General features: G+C 67.4%; 30 protein-coding genes. 2 read left to right on the top strand and 28 right to left on the bottom strand.

The window, feature by feature from the left end:
* Positions 1-183 precede the first annotated feature (183 nt).
* The 28 genes from rpsK to rpsJ all read right to left on the bottom strand — a co-directional run bounded on the left by rpsK (position 184) and on the right by rpsJ (position 14,772).
* The gene (gene rpsK, locus AAW13_RS39830; protein ID WP_003956432.1) at positions 184-588 is read right to left on the bottom strand and encodes a 30S ribosomal protein S11; all 405 of its coding nucleotides are present in this window, start codon (positions 586-588) and stop codon (positions 184-186) included.
* Between the two features lie 70 nt (positions 589-658).
* Positions 659-1,039 (bottom strand): 30S ribosomal protein S13, encoded by a 381-nt coding sequence (rpsM, locus tag AAW13_RS39835; protein ID WP_031167100.1) that lies wholly within the window; start codon positions 1,037-1,039, stop codon positions 659-661.
* 189 nt (positions 1,040-1,228) lie between these two features.
* Positions 1,229-1,342 carry a 50S ribosomal protein L36 gene (gene rpmJ / locus AAW13_RS39840; protein ID WP_003998809.1) on the bottom strand — a complete coding sequence of 38 codons (114 nt, stop codon included), beginning with the start codon at positions 1,340-1,342 and terminating at the stop codon, positions 1,229-1,231.
* 58 nt (positions 1,343-1,400) lie between these two features.
* Positions 1,401-1,622 (bottom strand): translation initiation factor IF-1, encoded by a 222-nt coding sequence (gene infA / locus AAW13_RS39845; protein WP_003948620.1) that lies wholly within the window; start codon positions 1,620-1,622, stop codon positions 1,401-1,403.
* A 265-nt stretch (positions 1,623-1,887) separates the two neighbouring features.
* The gene (gene map, locus AAW13_RS39850) at positions 1,888-2,724 is read right to left on the bottom strand and encodes a type I methionyl aminopeptidase (protein ID WP_046732378.1); all 837 of its coding nucleotides are present in this window, start codon (positions 2,722-2,724) and stop codon (positions 1,888-1,890) included.
* 105 nt (positions 2,725-2,829) lie between these two features.
* Positions 2,830-3,498 carry an adenylate kinase gene (locus AAW13_RS39855; protein ID WP_046732377.1) on the bottom strand — a complete coding sequence of 223 codons (669 nt, stop codon included), beginning with the start codon at positions 3,496-3,498 and terminating at the stop codon, positions 2,830-2,832.
* A complete protein-coding gene (secY, locus tag AAW13_RS39860) occupies positions 3,498-4,811 on the bottom strand; it encodes a preprotein translocase subunit SecY (protein ID WP_046732376.1) in 1,314 nt (437 codons plus the stop codon). The genes AAW13_RS39855 and secY overlap by 1 nt, the downstream gene beginning before the upstream one ends.
* Before the next feature lie 188 nt (positions 4,812-4,999).
* A complete protein-coding gene (gene rplO, locus AAW13_RS39865; RefSeq protein ID WP_030233862.1) occupies positions 5,000-5,455 on the bottom strand; it encodes a 50S ribosomal protein L15 in 456 nt (151 codons plus the stop codon).
* A gap of 2 nt (positions 5,456-5,457) precedes the next feature.
* Positions 5,458-5,640 (bottom strand): 50S ribosomal protein L30, encoded by a 183-nt coding sequence (gene rpmD / locus AAW13_RS39870; RefSeq protein ID WP_003974250.1) that lies wholly within the window; start codon positions 5,638-5,640, stop codon positions 5,458-5,460.
* Between the two features lie 2 nt (positions 5,641-5,642).
* Positions 5,643-6,248: a 30S ribosomal protein S5 gene (gene rpsE, locus AAW13_RS44465; RefSeq protein WP_004984517.1), complete on the bottom strand. Its 606-nt coding sequence runs from the start codon at positions 6,246-6,248 to the stop codon at positions 5,643-5,645.
* Between the two features lie 36 nt (positions 6,249-6,284).
* Complete coding sequence (gene rplR / locus AAW13_RS44470; protein WP_046732375.1) at positions 6,285-6,668, bottom strand: 50S ribosomal protein L18; 384 nt, start codon at positions 6,666-6,668, stop codon at positions 6,285-6,287.
* Positions 6,669-6,671: 3 nt separating this feature from the next.
* On the bottom strand, positions 6,672-7,211 hold the full coding sequence (gene rplF / locus AAW13_RS44475; RefSeq protein WP_046732374.1) for a 50S ribosomal protein L6: 540 nt from the start codon (positions 7,209-7,211) through the stop codon (positions 6,672-6,674).
* A 24-nt stretch (positions 7,212-7,235) separates the two neighbouring features.
* Positions 7,236-7,634 carry a 30S ribosomal protein S8 gene (gene rpsH, locus AAW13_RS44480; protein WP_030420829.1) on the bottom strand — a complete coding sequence of 133 codons (399 nt, stop codon included), beginning with the start codon at positions 7,632-7,634 and terminating at the stop codon, positions 7,236-7,238.
* 214 nt (positions 7,635-7,848) lie between these two features.
* Complete coding sequence (locus tag AAW13_RS39890) at positions 7,849-8,034, bottom strand: type Z 30S ribosomal protein S14 (protein ID WP_003948630.1); 186 nt, start codon at positions 8,032-8,034, stop codon at positions 7,849-7,851.
* Between the two features lie 5 nt (positions 8,035-8,039).
* Entirely contained in the window at positions 8,040-8,597 is a 558-nt protein-coding gene (rplE, locus tag AAW13_RS39895) for a 50S ribosomal protein L5 (RefSeq protein ID WP_020135807.1), read from the bottom strand.
* A complete protein-coding gene (gene rplX / locus AAW13_RS39900; RefSeq protein ID WP_030671805.1) occupies positions 8,597-8,920 on the bottom strand; it encodes a 50S ribosomal protein L24 in 324 nt (107 codons plus the stop codon). Before rplX ends, rplE begins: the two co-directional genes overlap by 1 nt.
* Positions 8,921-8,922: 2 nt before the next feature.
* Positions 8,923-9,291, bottom strand: a complete 369-nt coding sequence (rplN, locus tag AAW13_RS39905; protein ID WP_003998823.1) for a 50S ribosomal protein L14 — start codon at positions 9,289-9,291, stop codon at positions 8,923-8,925.
* Positions 9,292-9,393: 102 nt separating this feature from the next.
* A complete protein-coding gene (rpsQ, locus tag AAW13_RS39910) occupies positions 9,394-9,681 on the bottom strand; it encodes a 30S ribosomal protein S17 (protein WP_046732373.1) in 288 nt (95 codons plus the stop codon).
* Positions 9,681-9,905 carry a 50S ribosomal protein L29 gene (rpmC, locus tag AAW13_RS39915; RefSeq protein ID WP_018564811.1) on the bottom strand — a complete coding sequence of 75 codons (225 nt, stop codon included), beginning with the start codon at positions 9,903-9,905 and terminating at the stop codon, positions 9,681-9,683. Before rpmC ends, rpsQ begins: the two co-directional genes overlap by 1 nt.
* The gene (rplP, locus tag AAW13_RS39920; RefSeq protein WP_046732372.1) at positions 9,905-10,324 is read right to left on the bottom strand and encodes a 50S ribosomal protein L16; all 420 of its coding nucleotides are present in this window, start codon (positions 10,322-10,324) and stop codon (positions 9,905-9,907) included. Before rplP ends, rpmC begins: the two co-directional genes overlap by 1 nt.
* 5 nt (positions 10,325-10,329) lie before the next feature.
* Complete coding sequence (gene rpsC / locus AAW13_RS39925; protein WP_046732371.1) at positions 10,330-11,157, bottom strand: 30S ribosomal protein S3; 828 nt, start codon at positions 11,155-11,157, stop codon at positions 10,330-10,332.
* Positions 11,157-11,504: a 50S ribosomal protein L22 gene (rplV, locus tag AAW13_RS39930; protein ID WP_003974262.1), complete on the bottom strand. Its 348-nt coding sequence runs from the start codon at positions 11,502-11,504 to the stop codon at positions 11,157-11,159. Before rplV ends, rpsC begins: the two co-directional genes overlap by 1 nt.
* Before the next feature lie 44 nt (positions 11,505-11,548).
* Entirely contained in the window at positions 11,549-11,830 is a 282-nt protein-coding gene (rpsS, locus tag AAW13_RS39935) for a 30S ribosomal protein S19 (RefSeq protein ID WP_003992359.1), read from the bottom strand.
* A 12-nt stretch (positions 11,831-11,842) separates the two neighbouring features.
* Positions 11,843-12,679, bottom strand: coding sequence for a 50S ribosomal protein L2 (rplB, locus tag AAW13_RS39940; RefSeq protein WP_041665436.1), 837 nt, complete (start codon positions 12,677-12,679; stop codon positions 11,843-11,845).
* Between the two features lie 38 nt (positions 12,680-12,717).
* A complete protein-coding gene (rplW, locus tag AAW13_RS39945) occupies positions 12,718-13,137 on the bottom strand; it encodes a 50S ribosomal protein L23 (protein WP_046732370.1) in 420 nt (139 codons plus the stop codon).
* Positions 13,137-13,793 carry a 50S ribosomal protein L4 gene (gene rplD, locus AAW13_RS39950; protein ID WP_046732369.1) on the bottom strand — a complete coding sequence of 219 codons (657 nt, stop codon included), beginning with the start codon at positions 13,791-13,793 and terminating at the stop codon, positions 13,137-13,139. The genes rplW and rplD overlap by 1 nt, the downstream gene beginning before the upstream one ends.
* 8 nt (positions 13,794-13,801) lie before the next feature.
* The gene (gene rplC / locus AAW13_RS39955; protein WP_046732368.1) at positions 13,802-14,446 is read right to left on the bottom strand and encodes a 50S ribosomal protein L3; all 645 of its coding nucleotides are present in this window, start codon (positions 14,444-14,446) and stop codon (positions 13,802-13,804) included.
* A gap of 17 nt (positions 14,447-14,463) precedes the next feature.
* Positions 14,464-14,772, bottom strand: coding sequence for a 30S ribosomal protein S10 (rpsJ, locus tag AAW13_RS39960; RefSeq protein ID WP_003948644.1), 309 nt, complete (start codon positions 14,770-14,772; stop codon positions 14,464-14,466).
* A gap of 545 nt (positions 14,773-15,317) precedes the next feature.
* On the opposite strand from rpsJ, the gene AAW13_RS39965 reads away from it, so the two are divergent.
* Positions 15,318-16,970 carry an RNA ligase family protein gene (locus tag AAW13_RS39965; RefSeq protein WP_046732367.1) on the top strand — a complete coding sequence of 551 codons (1,653 nt, stop codon included), beginning with the start codon at positions 15,318-15,320 and terminating at the stop codon, positions 16,968-16,970.
* Between the two features lie 3 nt (positions 16,971-16,973).
* On the top strand, positions 16,974-17,374 hold a 401-nt coding region (locus tag AAW13_RS39970), incomplete at its 3' end, for a DUF504 domain-containing protein (RefSeq protein WP_240528881.1).

Genomic DNA, 17,374 nt, shown 5'->3' on the forward strand with positions numbered 1-17,374 from the left:
CGACCTCTTCGGTCAACGAGGGACGCTGAGCGATCAGCATGTGTGGATCAGATCCTTCTTTCGTGGACGCCCGCTATTTGACGCCCGACGGAGACCGCACCCGTGAGAGTGCGGGTACTGCAAGGGTACGGGCGGTACGCCCCTTACGGAGCCGTACCGCCCGGGCGACCCTGCGAAGCGACGTCAGACGCGGCGGCGCTTCGGCGGACGGCAGCCGTTGTGCGGGGTCGGGGTGACGTCCTGGATGGAGCCGACCTCGAGGCCCGTGGCCTGAAGGGAACGGATCGCGGTCTCACGACCGGAACCCGGGCCCTTGACGAACACGTCGACCTTGCGCATGCCGTGCTCCTGAGCGCGGCGGGCAGCCGACTCGGCGGCCATCTGCGCGGCGAACGGCGTGGACTTCCGGGAGCCCTTGAAGCCGACGTGGCCGGCGGAGGCCCAGGAGATCACGTTGCCGGACGGGTCCGTGATGGAGACGATCGTGTTGTTGAACGTGCTCTTGATGTGCGCGTGGCCGTGAGCGACGTTCTTCTTTTCCTTGCGGCGCACCTTCTTGGCAGCGCCCTGACGACCCTTGGGGGGCATCTACAAACTCCTACGGGGAGGTGGTCGGTCCTACAGCGAAGACCGCTGATGAAGCGTTGTCCGCTGAGGACTACTTCTTGCCCGGCTTCTTCTTGCCGGCGATGGCGCGACGCGGGCCCTTGCGGGTGCGGGCGTTGGTGCTGGTGCGCTGACCGCGGACGGGCAGGCCACGGCGGTGACGCAGACCCTGGTAGCAGCCGATCTCGACCTTGCGGCGGATGTCGGCCTGGATCTCGCGACGGAGGTCACCCTCGGTCTTGATGTTGTTGTCGACGTACTCGCGGATGGCGACCAGCTGCTCTTCGGTCAGGTCGCGAACGCGGGTGTTCGGGTCGATGCCGGTCTCGGCCAGCGTCTGCTGGGAGAGTGTCCGGCCGATACCGAACACGTAGGTGAGGGCGACCTCCACGCGCTTTTCGCGCGGGATGTCAACACCGGAAACGCGTGCCATTCAATGGCTCCTGGTGATCTTCGGAGGTCTTCCGCAGAACCGGCTCCCAGCCGCCGTACCAGGTACGAACTGGGTCCCCGGCCTCCGAGCCGGGGGTGTCAGGACACCTTCGGCGCCTGGATTCTGCGTATGAACAAATTCAGCTTGCGTCGCGCGAATCTCTGCGGGTGCAGAGGGATCGGTCGTGCGTCAGCCCTGGCGCTGCTTGTGGCGCGGGTTCTCGCAGATGACCATGACCCGACCGTGACGGCGGATCACCCTGCACTTGTCGCAGATCTTCTTGACGCTCGGCTTGACCTTCATGGTGAGGTTCTCCGGGTCAGTGCCATCACCCCGCAAGGATCCGGGGTGCGGGCAAGATCTACTTGTAGCGGTAGACGATCCGGCCACGCGTCAGGTCGTACGGAGACAGCTCCACCACGACCCGGTCGTCAGGGAGGATGCGGATGTAGTGCATACGCATCTTGCCGCTGATGTGTGCCAGGACCTGGTGGCCGTTCTGGAGCTCGACCTTGAACATGGCGTTCGGAAGAGACTCGACGACAGTGCCCTCGATCTCGATGGCACCTTGCTTCTTGGCCACGCTTCGCCCTTCGAATCGACTACCTTGATCGACTCTCGCACTGTCCCTTACGGGCGCATGCGGACATGCGGGTACACGAGAGCCGACGAGTCAGTCTACGTCAGCGCACCCGGAAAGACGAATCGAGAAATCCTGCCCCGCACGGCAGATCATTAAGCACACGCGAGTGAAGCGCCCCGTCAGGGGCGCTGGGGGTACCCCCGGCCGAAGGCTGGGGGAGGAACCGCGCGACCAGCCCCCACCGGGCCGCAGTGTCGCGAAGTGCTCAGCCCAGCGGGTCCGGCGCGGCCGTGATCCCGTGCTCGGCCAGCTTGGCCCTGCCCCCGTCGGGAGCCGTCAGCACCAGCGGACCCGCTTCGGTCAGCGCGACACTGTGCTCCCAGTGCGACGACCACGTACCGTCCGTGGTGATCACCGTCCAGTCGTCCGACAGGACCTCCGTCCGCGGCGTCCCCAGCGACACCATCGGCTCGATGGCCAGGCAGAACCCGGGCACCAGCTTCGGCCCCTTGCCGCGCCGCCGGTCGACGTAGTTCAGCAGGTGCGGGTCCATGTGCATCTCGGTGCCGATGCCGTGGCCGCCGTAGTCCTCGATGATCCCGTACTTGCCGCCGCCCGGCTTCGGCTGCCGGCGGATGTACGTCTCGATGGCCCTGGACACGTCCACCAGGCGGTTGCCCTGCTTCATCGCCGCGATACCGGCCCACATCGACTCCTCGGTCACCCGGGAGAGCTCGATCAGTTCCGGAGCGTGGCCGGATCCCACGAACGCCGTGTACGCGGCGTCGCCGTGCCAGCCGTCGACGATCGCGCCGCAGTCGATGGAGATGATGTCGCCGTCCTTGAGAACGACGTCCTCCGAAGGGATGCCGTGGACGACCACGTCGTTGACGGACGTGCAGATGGTGGCGGGGAAGCCGCCGTACCCGAGGAAGTTCGACTTCGCGCCGTGCTCGGCGAGGACCTTGCGGGCCACCTCGTCCAGGTCCCGGGTGCTGGCGCCGGGAACCGCCGCCTCGCGGGTGGCCGCGTGGATGGCCGCGACGACCAGGCCCGCCGCCCGCATCTTGGCGATCTGCTCGGGGCTCTTGATCTGCACCATGGGTGGCCTGCGCTCTCCGTCACTCACGTCAACGTCAACCGGATACGTACACAACAGTACGGCCGCGGCACCCGAGGGGGCACCGCGGCCGGAACCGCCGGGGAACTACTTCTTCTCGTCGTCCTCGTCACGCTTGAGCGCGTGCAGCGCCCGCGTGGTGACCTCGTCGACCGGCCCCAGCGAGGAGATGGTGCGGACCAGCCCCTGCGCCTTGTAGTAGTCGATGATGGGCTCGGTCTGCGTGTGGTAGACCTCCAGCCGCGTGCGGACGGTGTCCTCGGAGTCGTCGTCACGCTGGTAGAGCTCGCCGCCGCAGACGTCGCAGACGCCCTCGACCTTCGGCGGGGTGTACGTGACGTGGAAGACGTGGGACGAGTCGTTGCGGCAGATGCGGCGGCCCGCGATCCGCTTGACGACCTCGTCCTCCGAGACCTCCAGGTCCAGGACGGCGTCGAGCTTGATGCCCTCGTTCTTCAGCAGCTCGTCGAGCGCCTCGGCCTGCGAGACGTTGCGCGGGAAACCGTCCAGCAGGAAACCGGGGTGCGCGTCCGGCTGCTCCATGCGGTCCTTGGCCATCGCGATGGTGACCTCGTCGGGGACGAGGTTGCCGGCGTCCATGTAGGACTTCGCGAGTTTCCCGAGCTCCGTCTGCTGGCTGATGTTGGCGCGGAACAGGTCGCCCGTGGAGATGTGCGGGATGTTCAGCTCCTTGGCAAGGCGAACGGCTTGCGTTCCCTTACCGGCGCCAGGCGGCCCGACGAGGACGATTCGCATCAGCGGAGGAACCCTTCGTAATTGCGCTGCTGGAGCTGGCTCTCGATCTGCTTCACCGTCTCGAGACCCACACCCACGATGATCAGGATGCTGGTGCCACCGAACGGGAAGTTCTGGCTTGCCCCAAAGCCAACCAACGCCATCGTCGGTACGAGAGCGATCAGGCCCAGATACAGCGAACCCGGCCAGGTGATCCGGTTGAGCACGTACGACAGGTACTCAGCGGTCGGTCGGCCAGCCCGGATGCCCGGGATGAAGCCACCATACTTCTTCATGTTGTCGGCTACTTCCTCGGGGTTGAAGGAGATAGCGACATAGAAGAACGCGAAGAAAACGATGAGCAAGAAGTACAGGGTGATGTAAATCGGGTGGTCACCCTTGGTCAGGTTCGTGGAGATCCACTGCTTCCAGCCCGAATTTCCGCCGGCGAACTGTGCCACGAGGGCGGGAATGTACAGCAGCGACGAGGCGAAGATGACCGGGATCACACCGGCCTGGTTCACCTTGAGCGGGATGTACGTCGAGGTACCGCCGTAGGAGCGGCGGCCGATCATGCGCTTCGCGTACTGGACCGGGATCCGGCGCTGGGCCTGCTCGACGAAGACCACCAGGGCGACCATGATCAGGCCGACCGCGATCACCGTGCCGAACTCGATCCAGCCGCCGGCCAGGGTGCCCTGCTTCTTGATGGCCCACAGCGCGGACGGGAAGGTGGCGGCGATCGAGATGAACATCAGGATCGACATGCCGTTGCCGATACCGCGGTCGGTGATCAGCTCGCCGAGCCACATGACCACGGCCGTACCGGCGGTCATGCAGATGACCATCGTGATGGTGGTGAAGATCGCCTGGTCCGGAACGATGCTGGAGGCGACCGTGCAGCCGTTGAAGAGGGCGCCGCTGCGGGCGGTGGCGACGAGGCCGGTGCCCTGGAGGATGGCGAGGGCCACCGTCAGGTAACGGGTGTACTGGGTGATCTTCGCCGTACCGGCCTGGCCCTCCTTCTTCAGGGCTTCCAGGCGCGGAATGACCACCGTCAGCAGCTGAAGGATGATGCTGGCCGTGATGTACGGCATGATGCCGAGCGCGAAGATCGTGATCTGGAGCAGCGCGCCGCCGCTGAACATGTTGACGAGACCGAACAGGCCCTGGTTGCCGGAGGCCTCGTTCACACACGTCTGGACGGCTTTGTAGTTGACGCCGGGGATCGGGATGTGGGTGCCGACCCGGTAGACCACGATGATGGCCAGCGTGAAGAGCAGCTTCTTGCGCAGGTCGGGCGTCCTGAACGCCCGGGCGAACGCGGTGAGCACGGTGCCTCCTGCGACCCCCGCGCAACTGCGTCAAGGGTGACGGTCTTGAGGTTCGACGAATGGGAAAAAGAACAGTGCTGGCCACCTTACCGGCCGCACTGCCCCCCTAGGAACGACCAACCGGGGATACCCCATTGTGAGGTATCCCCGGTCGGGAGTTGCTTACGTCATCGAGACGTCCGAAAAGCTCAGACGAGCTCGGTGACGGTGCCGCCGGCGGCGGTGATCTTCTCCTTGGCGGAGCCGGAGACGGCGTCGACCGTCACCTGGAGCGCCACGGAGACCTCACCCTGGCCGAGGACCTTGACGAGCGCGTTCTTGCGAACGGCACCCTTGGCCACCAGACCCTCGACGGTGACCTCGCCACCCTCGGGGTAGAGCGCGGCCAGCTTGTCGAGGTTCACGACCTGGTACTCGGTCTTGAACGGGTTCTTGAAGCCCTTCAGCTTCGGAAGACGCATGTGGAGGGGCATCTGGCCACCCTCGAAGCGCTCCGGAACCTGGTAACGGGCCTTCGTACCCTTGGTACCACGACCGGCCGTCTTACCCTTCGACGCCTCACCACGACCGACACGGGTCTTGGCGGTCTTGGCGCCCGGGGCGGGACGGAGGTTGTGGATCTTGAGCGGGTTCTGCTCCGCCATGATCAGTCGACCTCCTCGACCGTCACGAGGTGGCGGACGGTGTGCACCATGCCGCGGAACTCGGGGCGGTCCTCCTTGACGACCTGCGTGTTGATGCCCTTGAGACCAAGGGAACGCAGGGTGTCACGGTGGTTCTGCTTGCTGCCGATGTAGGACTTGACCTGCGTGATCTTGAGCTGTGCCATGATCACACACCCGCCCCGGCACGCGCACGGAGCAGAGCCGCGGGGGCGACGTCCTCCAGGGGCAGACCACGGCGGGCCGCGATCTCCTCGGGACGCTGTAGACCCTTCAGGGCCTCCACGGTGGCGTGCACGATGTTGATCGCGTTGTCGGAGCCGAGCGACTTCGACAGCACGTCGTGGATACCGGCGCACTCGAGCACGGCGCGCACCGGACCACCGGCGATAACACCGGTACCGGGGGACGCGGGCTTGAGCAGCACGACGCCGGCAGCCTTCTCACCCTGGATCGGGTGCGGGATGGTGCCCTGGATACGGGGGACCTTGAAGAAGTGCTTCTTGGCCTCCTCAACGCCCTTGGCGATGGCGGCCGGCACCTCCTTGGCCTTGCCGTAACCGACACCCACGGTGCCGTCACCGTCGCCCACCACGACCAGCGCGGTGAAGCTGAAGCGACGACCACCCTTCACAACCTTGGCGACGCGGTTGATCGCGACAACGCGCTCAACGTACGCGGTCTTCTCGGCGGCAGCAGCGCCGCCGTCACGGCCCTTCCGGTCCCGCCGCTCGCCGCCACCGGCACCGCCACCGCGGCGCTGGGGTCCAGCCATTGGATTACCTCTCTCTTTCCGCTAGCTACAAGCGGCTCAGAACTTGAGCCCGGCCTCGCGGGCGGCGTCCGCCAGGGCGGCGATGCGCCCGGCGTACTGGTTACCACCACGGTCGAACACCACGGCCTCGACACCGGCGGCCTTGGCACGCTCGGCGACCAGGGCGCCGACCTGCTTGGCCTGCGCGGACTTGTCGCCCTCGCCACCGCGGACCGACACGTCCAGGGTGGACGCGGAAGCCAGGGTGTGGCCCTTCAGGTCGTCGATCACCTGCGCCACGATGTGGCGGTTGGAGCGGGTCACGACCAGACGGGGACGCTCCGCCGTACCGGAAAGGTTCTTGCGGATCCGGATGTGACGGCGCTTGATCGCGGCGCGCTTGTAGGCGTCGCCCTTGAGGATCTTCTGCCCGTATGCCATGGCTTACTTACCCGCCTTTCCGACCTTGCGGCGGATGACTTCGCCCTCGTACTTGACGCCCTTGGCCTTGTACGGGTCGGGCTTGCGCAGCTTGCGGATGTTGGCCGCGACCTCGCCGACCTTCTGCTTGTCGATGCCCTCGACCGAGAAACGGGTCGGAGCCTCGACCTTGAAGGTGATGCCCTCGGGGGCCTCGACCAGGATCGGGTGGCTGTAACCGAGCGCGAACTCGAGGTTCGAACCCTTGGCGGTCACGCGGTAACCGACACCGCTGATCTCGAGCTTCTTCACGTAACCCTGGGTCACGCCGGTGATCATGTTCGCCACCAGCGTGCGGGACAGGCCGTGCAGGGCCTTGCTCTGACGCTCGTCGTTGGGGCGGGTCACCGCGAGAGTGCCGTCCTCGCCCTTGGCGATGTCGATCGGTGCCACGACGGTGTGGGTCAGCTCGCCCTTGGGGCCCTTGACCTTCACCGTGCGGCCGTCGATGGTGACGTCCACGCCGGCGGGAACCGCGATGGGGAGCTTGCCGATGCGCGACATAGCTGTTTCCTCCGTTCCCTTCTGCTACCAGACGTAGGCGAGGACTTCCCCACCCACGCCCTTCTTGCCGGCCTGCTTGTCGGTGAGGAGCCCGTGCGACGTGGAGATGATCGCCACGCCCAGGCCGCCCAGCACCTTCGGCAGGTTGGTGGACTTCGCGTACACCCGGAGACCGGGCTTGGAGATGCGCTTGATGCCCGCGATGGAGCGCTCACGGTTGGGACCGAACTTCAGGTCCAGGACGAGGTTCTTGCCGACCTCGGCGTCCTCGACCTTCCAGCCCGTGATGAAGCCCTCCTGCTGGAGGATCTCCGCGATGTGAGACTTGATCTTGGACGCCGGCATCGTCACGGAGTCGTGGTATGCCGAGTTCGCGTTCCGCAGACGCGTAAGCATGTCTGCGATCGGATCAGTCATGGTCATGAATTGGCCTTCGGCCTCTCTCGCCGGGGTTTCCTGGTGCGCCATCCCTCTCCCCGATCCGAGACGGGACGGGTGCGGCGCGGTGGACCTACGGCGTAGTAAGTCGTACGGGCGACCGTCAGGCGCCCAACCCTCCAAGCCTAAGCCATGGAAGGGTGGGCACCTGACACGCCCATTGCTTACCGAGAGCCTCTGGAATCCCTAAAAAGCGGGATTACCAGGAGCTCTTGGTCACGCCCGGCAGCTCGCCACGGTGAGCCATCTCACGAAGGCACACGCGGCAGAGGCCGAACTTGCGGTACACGGAGTGCGGACGGCCGCAGCGCTGGCAGCGCGTGTAGCCACGCACACCGAACTTGGGCTTGCGAGCAGCCTTGGCAATCAGAGCCTTCTTCGCCATCTCGCTCACGCCTCCTTGAACGGGAAGCCGAGGTGACGAAGGAGCGCGCGGCCCTCAGCGTCGTTGGTCGCCGTGGTCACCACGGTGATGTCCATACCCCGGGTACGGTCGATCTTGTCCTGGTCGATCTCGTGGAACATGACCTGCTCCGTGAGACCGAAGGTGTAGTTGCCACGGCCGTCGAACTGCTTGGGGGACAGACCACGGAAGTCGCGGATGCGCGGGAGCGCGAGCGACAGGGTGCGGTCCAGGAACTCCCACATGCGGTCGCCACGGAGCGTGACGTGGGCACCGATCGGCTGGCCCTCACGCAGCTTGAACTGCGCGATGGACTTGCGGGCCTTGGTGACGGCCGGCTTCTGCCCGGTGATGGTGGTCAGGTCGCGGATCGCGCCCTCGATCAGCTTCGAGTCACGGGCGGCGTCGCCGACACCCATGTTGACCACGATCTTGACGAGGCCGGGGATCTGCATGACGTTCTCGTACTTGAACTCGTCACGCAGCTTGCCCGCGATCTCCTCGCGGTACTTCGTCTTCAGACGCGGAGTGGTGGTGGTAGCCATCAGATGTCCTCACCCGTCCGCTTGGCAACGCGGATCTTGTTGCCTTCGTCGTCGAAGCGGTAACCGACACGCGTGACGACCTTGTTGCCGTCCTTCTCAACGACCAGCTGGACGTTGGAGACGTGGATCGGCGCCTCGGTCGTGACGATGCCGCCGGCCTGCGAGCCGCGAGCGGTGGGGCCGGCCTTGGTGTGCTTCTTGACCCGGTTGACACCCTCGACCAGGACGCGGTCCTCGCGGGGGTAGGCCGCGATGACCTTGCCCTGCTTGCCCTTGTCCTTACCGGTGATGACCTGGACCAGGTCGCCCTTCTTGATCTTCATGCTTACAGCACCTCCGGCGCGAGCGAGATGATCTTCATGAACTTCTTCTCGCGCAGCTCACGGCCGACCGGGCCGAAGATACGGGTGCCGCGAGGGTCGCCGTCGTTCTTCAGAATGACGGCGGCGTTCTCGTCGAAGCGGATGTACGAGCCGTCCGGACGGCGGCGCTCCTTGACGGTGCGAACGATGACCGCCTTGACGACGTCACCCTTCTTCACGTTGCCACCGGGGATCGCGTCCTTGACGGTGGCGACGATGACGTCACCGATGCCCGCGTAGCGGCGACCGGAGCCACCGAGCACACGGATGCAAAGGATCTCCTTCGCACCAGTGTTGTCGGCGACGCGCAGTCGCGACTCCTGCTGGATCACGTCTATCTCCTGTTTGTCTGCCGGTTCCCGGGGCGGGCGAGTGGGTGCTCACCCGCCCCGAGCCTGGCGGAACTGTCCTGCGAGGGATGCCCCGCAGGAGACTTACTTGGCCTTCTCGAGGATCTCGACGACGCGCCAGCGCTTCGTCGCGGACAGCGGCCGGGTCTCCATGAGGAGGACACGGTCGCCGACGCCCGCGGCGTTCTGCTCGTCGTGCGCCTTGAGCTTGTTCGTACGGCGGATGACCTTGCCGTACAGCGCGTGCTTGACGCGGTCCTCGACGGCGACGACGACGGTCTTGTCCATCTTGTCGCTGACGACGAGACCCTCACGGGTCTTGCGGAAGCTGCCGCGCGTCTCGGTGTTCTCAGTCACGTTGCTCTCGCTCATCAGGCGTTCTCCACCGTTTCGATGCCCAGCTCACGCTCGCGCATCAGGGTGTAGATCCGCGCGATGTCCTTGCGGACCGCCTTCAGACGGCCGTGGTTCTCGAGCTGACCCGTCGCCGCCTGGAAGCGGAGGTTGAACAGCTCTTCCTTGGCCTCGCGGAGCTTGCCCAGAAGCTCCTCGTTGCCCAGCTCGCGCAGCTCGGACGCCTTGGTACCGGCCGACATCACGCTTCACCTGCCTCGCGCTTGACGATCCGGCACTTCATCGGCAGCTTGTGAGCCGCACGAGTGAGGGCCTCACGCGCAATCTTCTCGTTGGGGTACGACAGCTCGAACATCACGCGTCCGGGCTTGACGTTGGCGATCCACCACTCCGGCGAACCCTTACCGGAACCCATGCGGGTCTCCGCGGGCTTCTTGGTGAGGGGACGGTCCGGGTAGATGTTGATCCAGACCTTGCCACCACGCTTGATGTGACGCGTCATGGCGATACGAGCGGCCTCGATCTGACGGTTGGTCACGTAAGCCGGGGTGAGCGCCTGGATGCCGTACTCGCCGAACGCAACCTGGGTACCGCCCTTGGCAGCGCCGTCGCGCTTCGGGTGGTGCTGCTTGCGGTGCTTGACCCTACGGGGGATCAGCATGTCGGTCAGGCCTCCGTTCCGGTGCTCTCAGCCGGAGCGGCGGCGGGGGCCTCGGCCTTGGGGGCCTCGGCGCCGGCAGCCTGCTGCGGCTTGCGACCGCGCCGCTCGCCACCGCGGCCACCACGGGCCGGGCGGTCGGCAGCGCCGCCACCACGGGCCGGGCGGTTGCCGGCACGGGCTGCGGCGTTCTCGGCGCGGACCTCGGCGATGTTCTTGACGTCGCCCTTGTAGATCCAGACCTTCACACCGATGCGGCCGAAGGTCGTCTTGGCCTCGAAGAAGCCGTAGTCCACGTTCGCGCGGAGCGTGTGCAGGGGCACGCGGCCCTCGCGGTAGAACTCCGAGCGGGACATCTCGGCGCCGCCGAGGCGGCCACCGCACTGGATCTTGATGCCCTTGGCGCCGGCCTTCATGGCGGACTGCATGCTCTTGCGCATGGCCCGACGGAAGGAGACGCGGGAGGAGAGCTGCTCGGCGACGGCCTGGGCCACGAGCTGAGCGTCCGTCTCGGGGTTCTTGACCTCGAGGATGTTCAGCTGGACCTGCTTGCCCGTGAGCTTCTCGAGGTCGCCGCGGATGCGGTCGGCCTCGGCGCCACGGCGGCCGATGACGATGCCCGGACGCGCGGTGTGGATGTCCACACGCACACGGTCACGGGTGCGCTCGATCTCGACCTTCGAGATGCCGGCGCGCTCCATGCCGGACGTCATCATCCGACGGATGGCGACGTCTTCCTTGACGTAGTCCTTGTACAGCTTGTCGGCGTACCACCGGGACTTGAAGTCCGTGGTGACACCGAGCCGGAACCCATGCGGGTTAACCTTCTGGCCCATTACCGGGTTCCTTCCTTGCTGCTGACGACCACGGTGATGTGGCTGGTCCGCTTGCGGATCCGGTAGGCACGGCCCTGGGCGCGCGGACGGAACCGCTTCAGGGTCGGGCCCTCGTCGACGTACGCCTCGGAGATGAAGAGGCTGTCGGCGTCGGTGTGGTCGTAGTTGTGCGCGGCGTTGGCGATGGCGCTGTCGAGCACCTTGCCGACCGGCACGGAGGCTGCCTGCGGAGCGAATCGCAGAACAGCCTGAGCCTCCGTGGCATCCATGCCACGGATAAGGTCCACCACGCGGCGGGCCTTCATGGGCGTAACGCGGATGTACCGCGCCTGGGCCCTGGCTTCCATGGTTGTCCCTCTCAGTTACTTACGTGTCTGAATGCGATCCGCTACTAGCGGCGCTTCGACTTCCGGTCGTCCTTGACGTGGCCCCGGAAGGTGCGGGTCGGCGAGAACTCGCCGAGCTTGTGACCGACCATCGACTCGGTGACGAACACCGGGATGTGGGTCTTGCCGTTGTGCACCGCGAGCGTGTGGCCCAGCATGGCCGGGACGATCATGGAGCGACGGGACCAGGTCTTGATGACGTTCTTGGTGCCGGCTTCGTTCTGGGCGTCCACCTTCTTGATCAGGTGGTCGTCGACGAAGGGCCCCTTCTTCAGGCTACGAGGCATCTCAACCCGTCCTTAGCGCTTCTTGTTCGTCTTGCGGCGGCGGACGATGTACTTGTTCGACGCCTTCTTGGGCGAACGAGTACGGCCTTCCTTCTTGCCCCACGGGGACACGGGGTGACGGCCACCGGAGGTACGGCCCTCACCACCACCGTGCGGGTGGTCGACCGGGTTCATGACGACACCACGGACGGTCGGGCGAACGCCCAGCCACCGCTTACGGCCGGCCTTGCCCCAGTTGATGTTCGACTGCTCGGCGTTGCCGACCTCACCGACGGTGGCGCGGCAGCGCGCGTCCACCATGCGGATCTCGCCGGACGGCATACGGAGGGTCGCCATGGCGCCCTCACGGGCGAGCAGCTGCACCGAGGCACCCGCGGAGCGGGCGAACTTGGCACCGCCACCGGGACGGAGCTCGATCGCGTGGATCGTGGTACCGACCGGGATGTTGCGGAGGGCCAGGTTGTTGCCCGGCTTGATGTCGGCCCCGGGACCGTTCTCCACGGTGTCGCCCTGCTGGAGGTTGCGCGGGGCGAGGATGTAGCGCTTCTCGCCGTCGGCGTAGTGCAGCAGCGCGATGCGCGCGGTGCGGTTGGGGTCGTACTCGATGTGCGCGACCTTCGCCGGCACGCCGTCCTTGTCGTGACGACGGAAGTCGATCACTCGGTAGGCGCGCTTGTGTCCGCCACCCTGGTGGCGAACGGTCACACGACCGGCGTTGTTACGGCCGCCCTTGCTGTGCAGGGGGCGGACCAGCGACTTCTCCGGCGTGGACCGCGTGACCTCGACGAAGTCGGCGACGCTGGCGCCACGACGGCCCGGCGTAGTCGGCTTGTACTTGCGGATTCCCATTTCTCAGTCCTCGTCCGATATCGGACGATCCGACCCGCTTACGCGGTCGGACCGCCGAAGATGTCGATACGGTCGCCCTCGGCGAGGGTCACGATCGCGCGCTTGGAGCCCGCGCGCTGACCGAACCCGGTCTTGGTGCGCTTGCGCTTGCCCTGGCGGTTGAGGGTGTTGACCCCGGTGACCTTGACCGAGAAGACCGCCTGGACGGCCTGCTTGATCTGGGTCTTGTTGGCGCTCGGGTCGACGATGAACGTGTACTTGTTCTCGTCGAGGAGCGCGTAGCTCTTCTCCGAGACGACCGGCTTGAGCAGCACGTCACGGGGGTCCGTGTACGACTTGCTCAGCGGGGTCTCGACCGTGTTCTTGCCCTCGGTGGCGTGGCGCTTCGCCTTGGCGACGCGCGCGGCCTTGGCGGCCTTGGCGGCCTTCGAGGCGATAGAGGGGTGACGGATGGCCATCAGACCTCAGTCCCTTCGGTGTCGTTGGCCTTCGGGCCGGCGACGAAGGACTCGAGAGCGGCCTGGGTGAAGACCACGTCGTCCGAGACGATCACGTCGTACGTGTTCAGCTGGCCCGGCTCCAGGATGTGGACCTGGGGCAGGTTGCGGGCGGAGAGCCACGCGGCCTCGTCGGCGCGCTCGACGACCAGGAGCAGGTTCTTGCGCTCCGAGATCTTGCCGAACAGCGTCCTGGCGGCCTTGGTGCTGGGGTTCTCGCCCTCGATCACGCCGGTGACGACGTGGATGCGGTTGTGGCGGGCCCGGTCGGTGAGGGCGTGACGCAGCGCGGCAGCCTTCATCTTCTTCGGGGTCCGCTGCGAGTAGTCACGCGGCACGGGACCGTGCACGACGCCACCGCCGGCGAACTGCGGCGCGCGGGTCGAGCCCTGACGGGCGCGGCCGGTGCCCTTCTGGCGGTACGGCTTCTTGCCACCACCGCGGACTTCGCCACGGGTCTTGGTCTTGTGCGTGCCCTGACGGGCAGCCGCGTTCTGCGCGACGACGACCTGGTGGATCAGCGGGATGCTGACCTTCTCCACGCCGAAGATCTCCGCGGGGAGCTCGACGCTACCGGTCTTCTCGCCGGCAGGCGAAAGGATGTCAACAGTGCTCATCGGTTACCTCAGGCCCCCTTGGCCGCGGTGCGGACCAGGACGAGGCCGCCGTTCGGACCGGGAACCGCGCCCTTGATGAGCAGCAGACCCTTCTCCGCGTCAACGGCGTGGACGGTCAGGTTCTGGGTGGTGACACGCTCGTTGCCCATGCGACCCGCCATGCGGAGGCCCTTGAACACGCGGCCCGGAGTGGCGCAGCCACCGATGGAACCGGGCGAGCGGTGCTTGCGCTGGGTGCCGTGACCGGCGCCGAGGCCCTTGAAGTTGTGACGCTTCATGACACCGGCGAAGCCCTTGCCCTTGCTCTTGCCGGTGACGTCGACCTTCACGCCGGCCTCGAAGACCTCGGCGGTGACTTCCTGACCGAGCGTGTACTCGGCGGCGTCGGCCGTCCGGATCTCGACGAGGTGGCGACGGGGGGTGACGTCGGCCTTCGCGAAGTGGCCCTTGAGGGGCTTGTTCACCTTGCGCGGGTCGATCTCGCCGAAGGCGATCTGGACCGACTCGTAGCCGTCGACGTCGTTGGTACGGACCTGGGTGACGACGTTGGGGCCGGCCTTGACGACGGTGACCGGAACAACACGGTTGTTCTCGTCCCACACCTGCGTCATGCCGAGCTTCTCGCCCAGGATGCCCTTGATCTGCTTAGCCATTCTCAGATCACCGGCCCTCAGAGCTTGATCTCGATGTCGACACCGGCCGGGAGGTCGAGTCGCATCAGAGAGTCAACGGTCTTGGGCGTCGGGTCGAGGATGTCGATCAGGCGCTTGTGCGTGCGCATCTCGAAGTGCTCGCGCGAGTCCTTGTACTTGTGCGGCGACTTGATGACGCAGTACACGTTCTTCTCAGTGGGCAGCGGCACCGGGCCCGCGACCGACGCACCAGTGCGGGTCACCGTCTCGACGATCTTCTTCGCCGAGGAGTCGATGACCTCGTGGTCGTAGGCCTTGAGCCGGATGCGGATCTTCTGTCCCGCCATGGCTACTCAGTAGTCCTGTCTCTGTTTAACGCTCTGGAACCCGGCGGTTCCGTTCCGCCTTCTCCTCCGACCCACGCGGTCGGGCGTGTCGCGCTCCCGCTGACACAGATGTCCCTTGTTCGAACATCCCTGCGGGGAATGCACACGGCCCTTCCGGAACCGCAAGCCGGGGGTGAAGACCCACCGGGCGCCTGGCCGGTGCCGCACCACACTTCCCGAAAGATTCCCGTACGTCCGCCCCAGTGCTGCCGTGGTGGCAGTTAGGACGACGAGTACTGTGGGACTCGCTTCCGGTCCTCCCGGCGGGAGGCGCACAGCATCAACACTCGACCGAGCAACCCCGCTAGTCTGCCATACGGGGCGGGGGGCTGGCCAATCGGGCCGGGGAGCATACCCCCGGAGTGACGCAGGTCAAACCAGGACCCTCCCCAGCGGCGTTCCCGACGGCCCCGGCCGGTCCCGGCCGCCCCCGTAATCCGCTCGCCCGCCGCCACCCCCGCCCCTACGCTGAGCAGGCACGACGGCTGTCACGGGGGACGTCCACCATGCGTACGCACTATCCGCGGACCCGGCATCTGCCCTGGTCGCCCGGCGCGACCGCCGATGACCTCCGGGTCACCGATCCGGCCGGCCTGCGCGGCCGTGAGGTCGTCGTGACCGAGAAGCTGGACGGCGAGAACACCACCCTTTACACCGACGGCCTGCACGCCCGTTCGCCGGACTCGGCCCATCACCCCTCCCGTACCCGGGTCAAGGCGCTCCAGGCCCGGATCGGCCACGGGATTCCTGAGGGGTGGCGGGTGTGCGGGGAGAACATGTTCGCCCGGCACTCGATCGTGTACGACGACCTGGAGAGCTATTTCTACGGCTTCTCGGTGTGGGACGCCGAGGGACGCTGCCTGGACTGGGACCGGACGGTGGTCTTCCTGCGCGGGCTCGGCGTTCCCGTCCCCCGGGTGCTGTGGCGAGGCGTGTTCGACGAGCGGGCGCTGCGCGCGCTGCGACTGGATCCCGGGCGGCAGGAGGGGTACGTCGTCCGGATCGCGGACGGGTTCGGCGCGCGGGAGTTCGGGGAGCGCGTCGCCAAGTGGGTACGGGCGGGACACGTGCGGACGGACACGCACTGGATGCACGCGGCCGTCGTCGAGAACGGGCTCGGGGCCGGGGCGGCCCTGTGGGCGGTGCGGTCGGGAGCCGCCGTCGACGTGCGGGCGCTGGAGGAGGCCGTGGGGCTGCCCGGCGAGGGTGACGCACGGGCCGTCGTCCGTTTCGATCCGGCGGGGCGGTCCGGGGACGACCTGCTGGCCGGCGTCCTGGCCGCGCTGCTGCACGGAGTGCGGCGGGGGCGGCTGGCGGCACGGCTCGCCACGGCGGCGGACCTGCCGCTCGCCCGCCGCGTCGCCGACCTCGTGGGTCTGCACCCGGCGCTGCACCGGCCGTATCCGGACGAGGACCGGCGGACCGGTCTGGTTCGCCTGTCGTACGCCGCCGACCTGGGCCTGCTGCATGCCGTCGCCCGGGCCACCGCGCACACGGACGAGGCCCGCGAGCAGGTGGAGTGGTCGGCGCTGCACGCCGAGGACGTGCGTAGCCCCGGACTGCGGGAGGCGTTCGCCGGGCTGCCGGCCGACCCGGCCGCCCGGTGCCGGGCCGAGGCCCGGGAGGCGTACGCGCTGGGGCGGATCGGCAGTGCCGACGAGGCCGTCGCCGCGACTTGGCGCTGGCGTTCCGGGGCGTTCCCGAGGCTGATCCAGACGGTCGGCCCGGCGGGCAGCGGCAAGAGCACCTTCGCCCGGCGACTCCCGGGCGTGGACGCGTACGTCTCCCTGGACGACCTGCGCGAGGCGCACGGCTCGCGTGCCGACCAGCGGGCCAACGGCGAGGTCCTCCGCGAGGGGCTCGGCCGGCTGGACCGGGCCCTGGCCGGCGGCGGGACCGTGGTGTGGGACGCCACGTCCCTCACCAAGCAGCAGCGCTCGCTGGTGCACGGGATCGCCCACCGCCGTGACGCCCTGATCACGCATGCCGTGCTCCTGGTCGACGAGGACGAACTGGTGCGGCGCAACGCCCGCCGCGAGCACCCGGTGCCGCCCGACGTGCTCACCGGCCAGCTGCGGCGCTTCGCCCCGCCGTATCCCGGCGACGCCCATCGCACCTGGTACATCGGGGCGGCCGGGACCGTCGAGGAAGAGGTCTGACGCGTGCGTACGAGCGAGGAGATCTACCACCGGGTGCGCTGGGACCCGCGTTTCGACCCGGCGCGCTTCGCGCTCGGCGTCCGCCGGCGCGGCGCCGCGCCCAAGCGGGTCCCGCTGCCCGCCTTCGTGCCCGGGGGCGAGATCCCCTGGCACCGGGTGCTGTTCATCGAGGCCGACGGCGAGGTGGTGTGGGACCGGGCCACGGGGGTGGACCGGATCGACGCGACGGAGGCGGGGCGGGTCCGGGAGGCCCGGCTGCTCCGGGCACCGTTCTTCACGGCCCGCACGCCGTACGCGTGGGACGGCGAGGACTGGTCGCCCGCGCCCTCACGGCGCGGGGACGCGCCCGGCGGTGCGCGGCTGTCCGGCGGTGCGCGGGCGGCCGGGGGTGTGCGGGCGGCCGG

The sequence above is a fragment of the Streptomyces humi genome, from assembly GCF_001005085.2.
GTDB classification, from domain to species: Bacteria; Actinomycetota; Actinomycetes; order Streptomycetales; family Streptomycetaceae; genus Streptomyces; species Streptomyces humi.

What these genes read in the sequence shown, in the direction of transcription:
- rpsK (WP_003956432.1), bottom strand. Translation starts at nt 588, where the DNA reads ATGCCCCCCAAGGGTCGTCAGGGCGCTGCCAAGAAGGTGCGCCGCAAG.
- rpsM (WP_031167100.1), bottom strand. Translation starts at nt 1,039, where the DNA reads ATGGCACGCGTTTCCGGTGTTGACATCCCGCGCGAAAAGCGCGTGGAG.
- rpmJ (WP_003998809.1), bottom strand. Translation starts at nt 1,342, where the DNA reads ATGAAGGTCAAGCCGAGCGTCAAGAAGATCTGCGACAAGTGCAGGGTG.
- map (WP_046732378.1), bottom strand. Translation starts at nt 2,724, where the DNA reads ATGGTGCAGATCAAGAGCCCCGAGCAGATCGCCAAGATGCGGGCGGCG.
- AAW13_RS39855 (WP_046732377.1), bottom strand. Translation starts at nt 3,498, where the DNA reads ATGCGAATCGTCCTCGTCGGGCCGCCTGGCGCCGGTAAGGGAACGCAA.
- rplO (WP_030233862.1), bottom strand. Translation starts at nt 5,455, where the DNA reads ATGGCGGAGCAGAACCCGCTCAAGATCCACAACCTCCGTCCCGCCCCG.
- rpmD (WP_003974250.1), bottom strand. Translation starts at nt 5,640, where the DNA reads ATGGCACAGCTCAAGATCACGCAGGTCAAGTCCTACATCGGCAGCAAG.
- rpsE (WP_004984517.1), bottom strand. Translation starts at nt 6,248, where the DNA reads ATGGCTGGACCCCAGCGCCGCGGTGGCGGTGCCGGTGGCGGCGAGCGG.
- rplR (WP_046732375.1), bottom strand. Translation starts at nt 6,668, where the DNA reads ATGGCATACGGGCAGAAGATCCTCAAGGGCGACGCCTACAAGCGCGCC.
- rplF (WP_046732374.1), bottom strand. Translation starts at nt 7,211, where the DNA reads ATGTCGCGCATCGGCAAGCTCCCCATCGCGGTTCCCGCCGGCGTGGAC.
- rpsH (WP_030420829.1), bottom strand. Translation starts at nt 7,634, where the DNA reads ATGACCATGACTGATCCGATCGCAGACATGCTTACGCGTCTGCGGAAC.
- AAW13_RS39890 (WP_003948630.1), bottom strand. Translation starts at nt 8,034, where the DNA reads ATGGCGAAGAAGGCTCTGATTGCCAAGGCTGCTCGCAAGCCCAAGTTC.
- rplE (WP_020135807.1), bottom strand. Translation starts at nt 8,597, where the DNA reads ATGGCTACCACCACCACTCCGCGTCTGAAGACGAAGTACCGCGAGGAG.
- rplX (WP_030671805.1), bottom strand. Translation starts at nt 8,920, where the DNA reads ATGAAGATCAAGAAGGGCGACCTGGTCCAGGTCATCACCGGTAAGGAC.
- rpsQ (WP_046732373.1), bottom strand. Translation starts at nt 9,681, where the DNA reads ATGAGCGAGAGCAACGTGACTGAGAACACCGAGACGCGCGGCAGCTTC.
- rpmC (WP_018564811.1), bottom strand. Translation starts at nt 9,905, where the DNA reads ATGTCGGCCGGTACCAAGGCGTCCGAGCTGCGCGAGCTGGGCAACGAG.
- rplP (WP_046732372.1), bottom strand. Translation starts at nt 10,324, where the DNA reads ATGCTGATCCCCCGTAGGGTCAAGCACCGCAAGCAGCACCACCCGAAG.
- rpsC (WP_046732371.1), bottom strand. Translation starts at nt 11,157, where the DNA reads ATGGGCCAGAAGGTTAACCCGCATGGGTTCCGGCTCGGTGTCACCACG.
- rplV (WP_003974262.1), bottom strand. Translation starts at nt 11,504, where the DNA reads ATGGAAGCCAGGGCCCAGGCGCGGTACATCCGCGTTACGCCCATGAAG.
- rpsS (WP_003992359.1), bottom strand. Translation starts at nt 11,830, where the DNA reads ATGCCTCGTAGCCTGAAGAAGGGGCCCTTCGTCGACGACCACCTGATC.
- rplB (WP_041665436.1), bottom strand. Translation starts at nt 12,679, where the DNA reads ATGGGAATCCGCAAGTACAAGCCGACTACGCCGGGCCGTCGTGGCGCC.
- rplW (WP_046732370.1), bottom strand. Translation starts at nt 13,137, where the DNA reads ATGGCCATCCGTCACCCCTCTATCGCCTCGAAGGCCGCCAAGGCCGCC.
- rplD (WP_046732369.1), bottom strand. Translation starts at nt 13,793, where the DNA reads ATGAGCACTGTTGACATCCTTTCGCCTGCCGGCGAGAAGACCGGTAGC.
- rplC (WP_046732368.1), bottom strand. Translation starts at nt 14,446, where the DNA reads ATGGCTAAGCAGATCAAGGGCATCCTGGGCGAGAAGCTCGGCATGACG.
- rpsJ (WP_003948644.1), bottom strand. Translation starts at nt 14,772, where the DNA reads ATGGCGGGACAGAAGATCCGCATCCGGCTCAAGGCCTACGACCACGAG.
- AAW13_RS39965 (WP_046732367.1), top strand. Translation starts at nt 15,318, where the DNA reads ATGCGTACGCACTATCCGCGGACCCGGCATCTGCCCTGGTCGCCCGGC.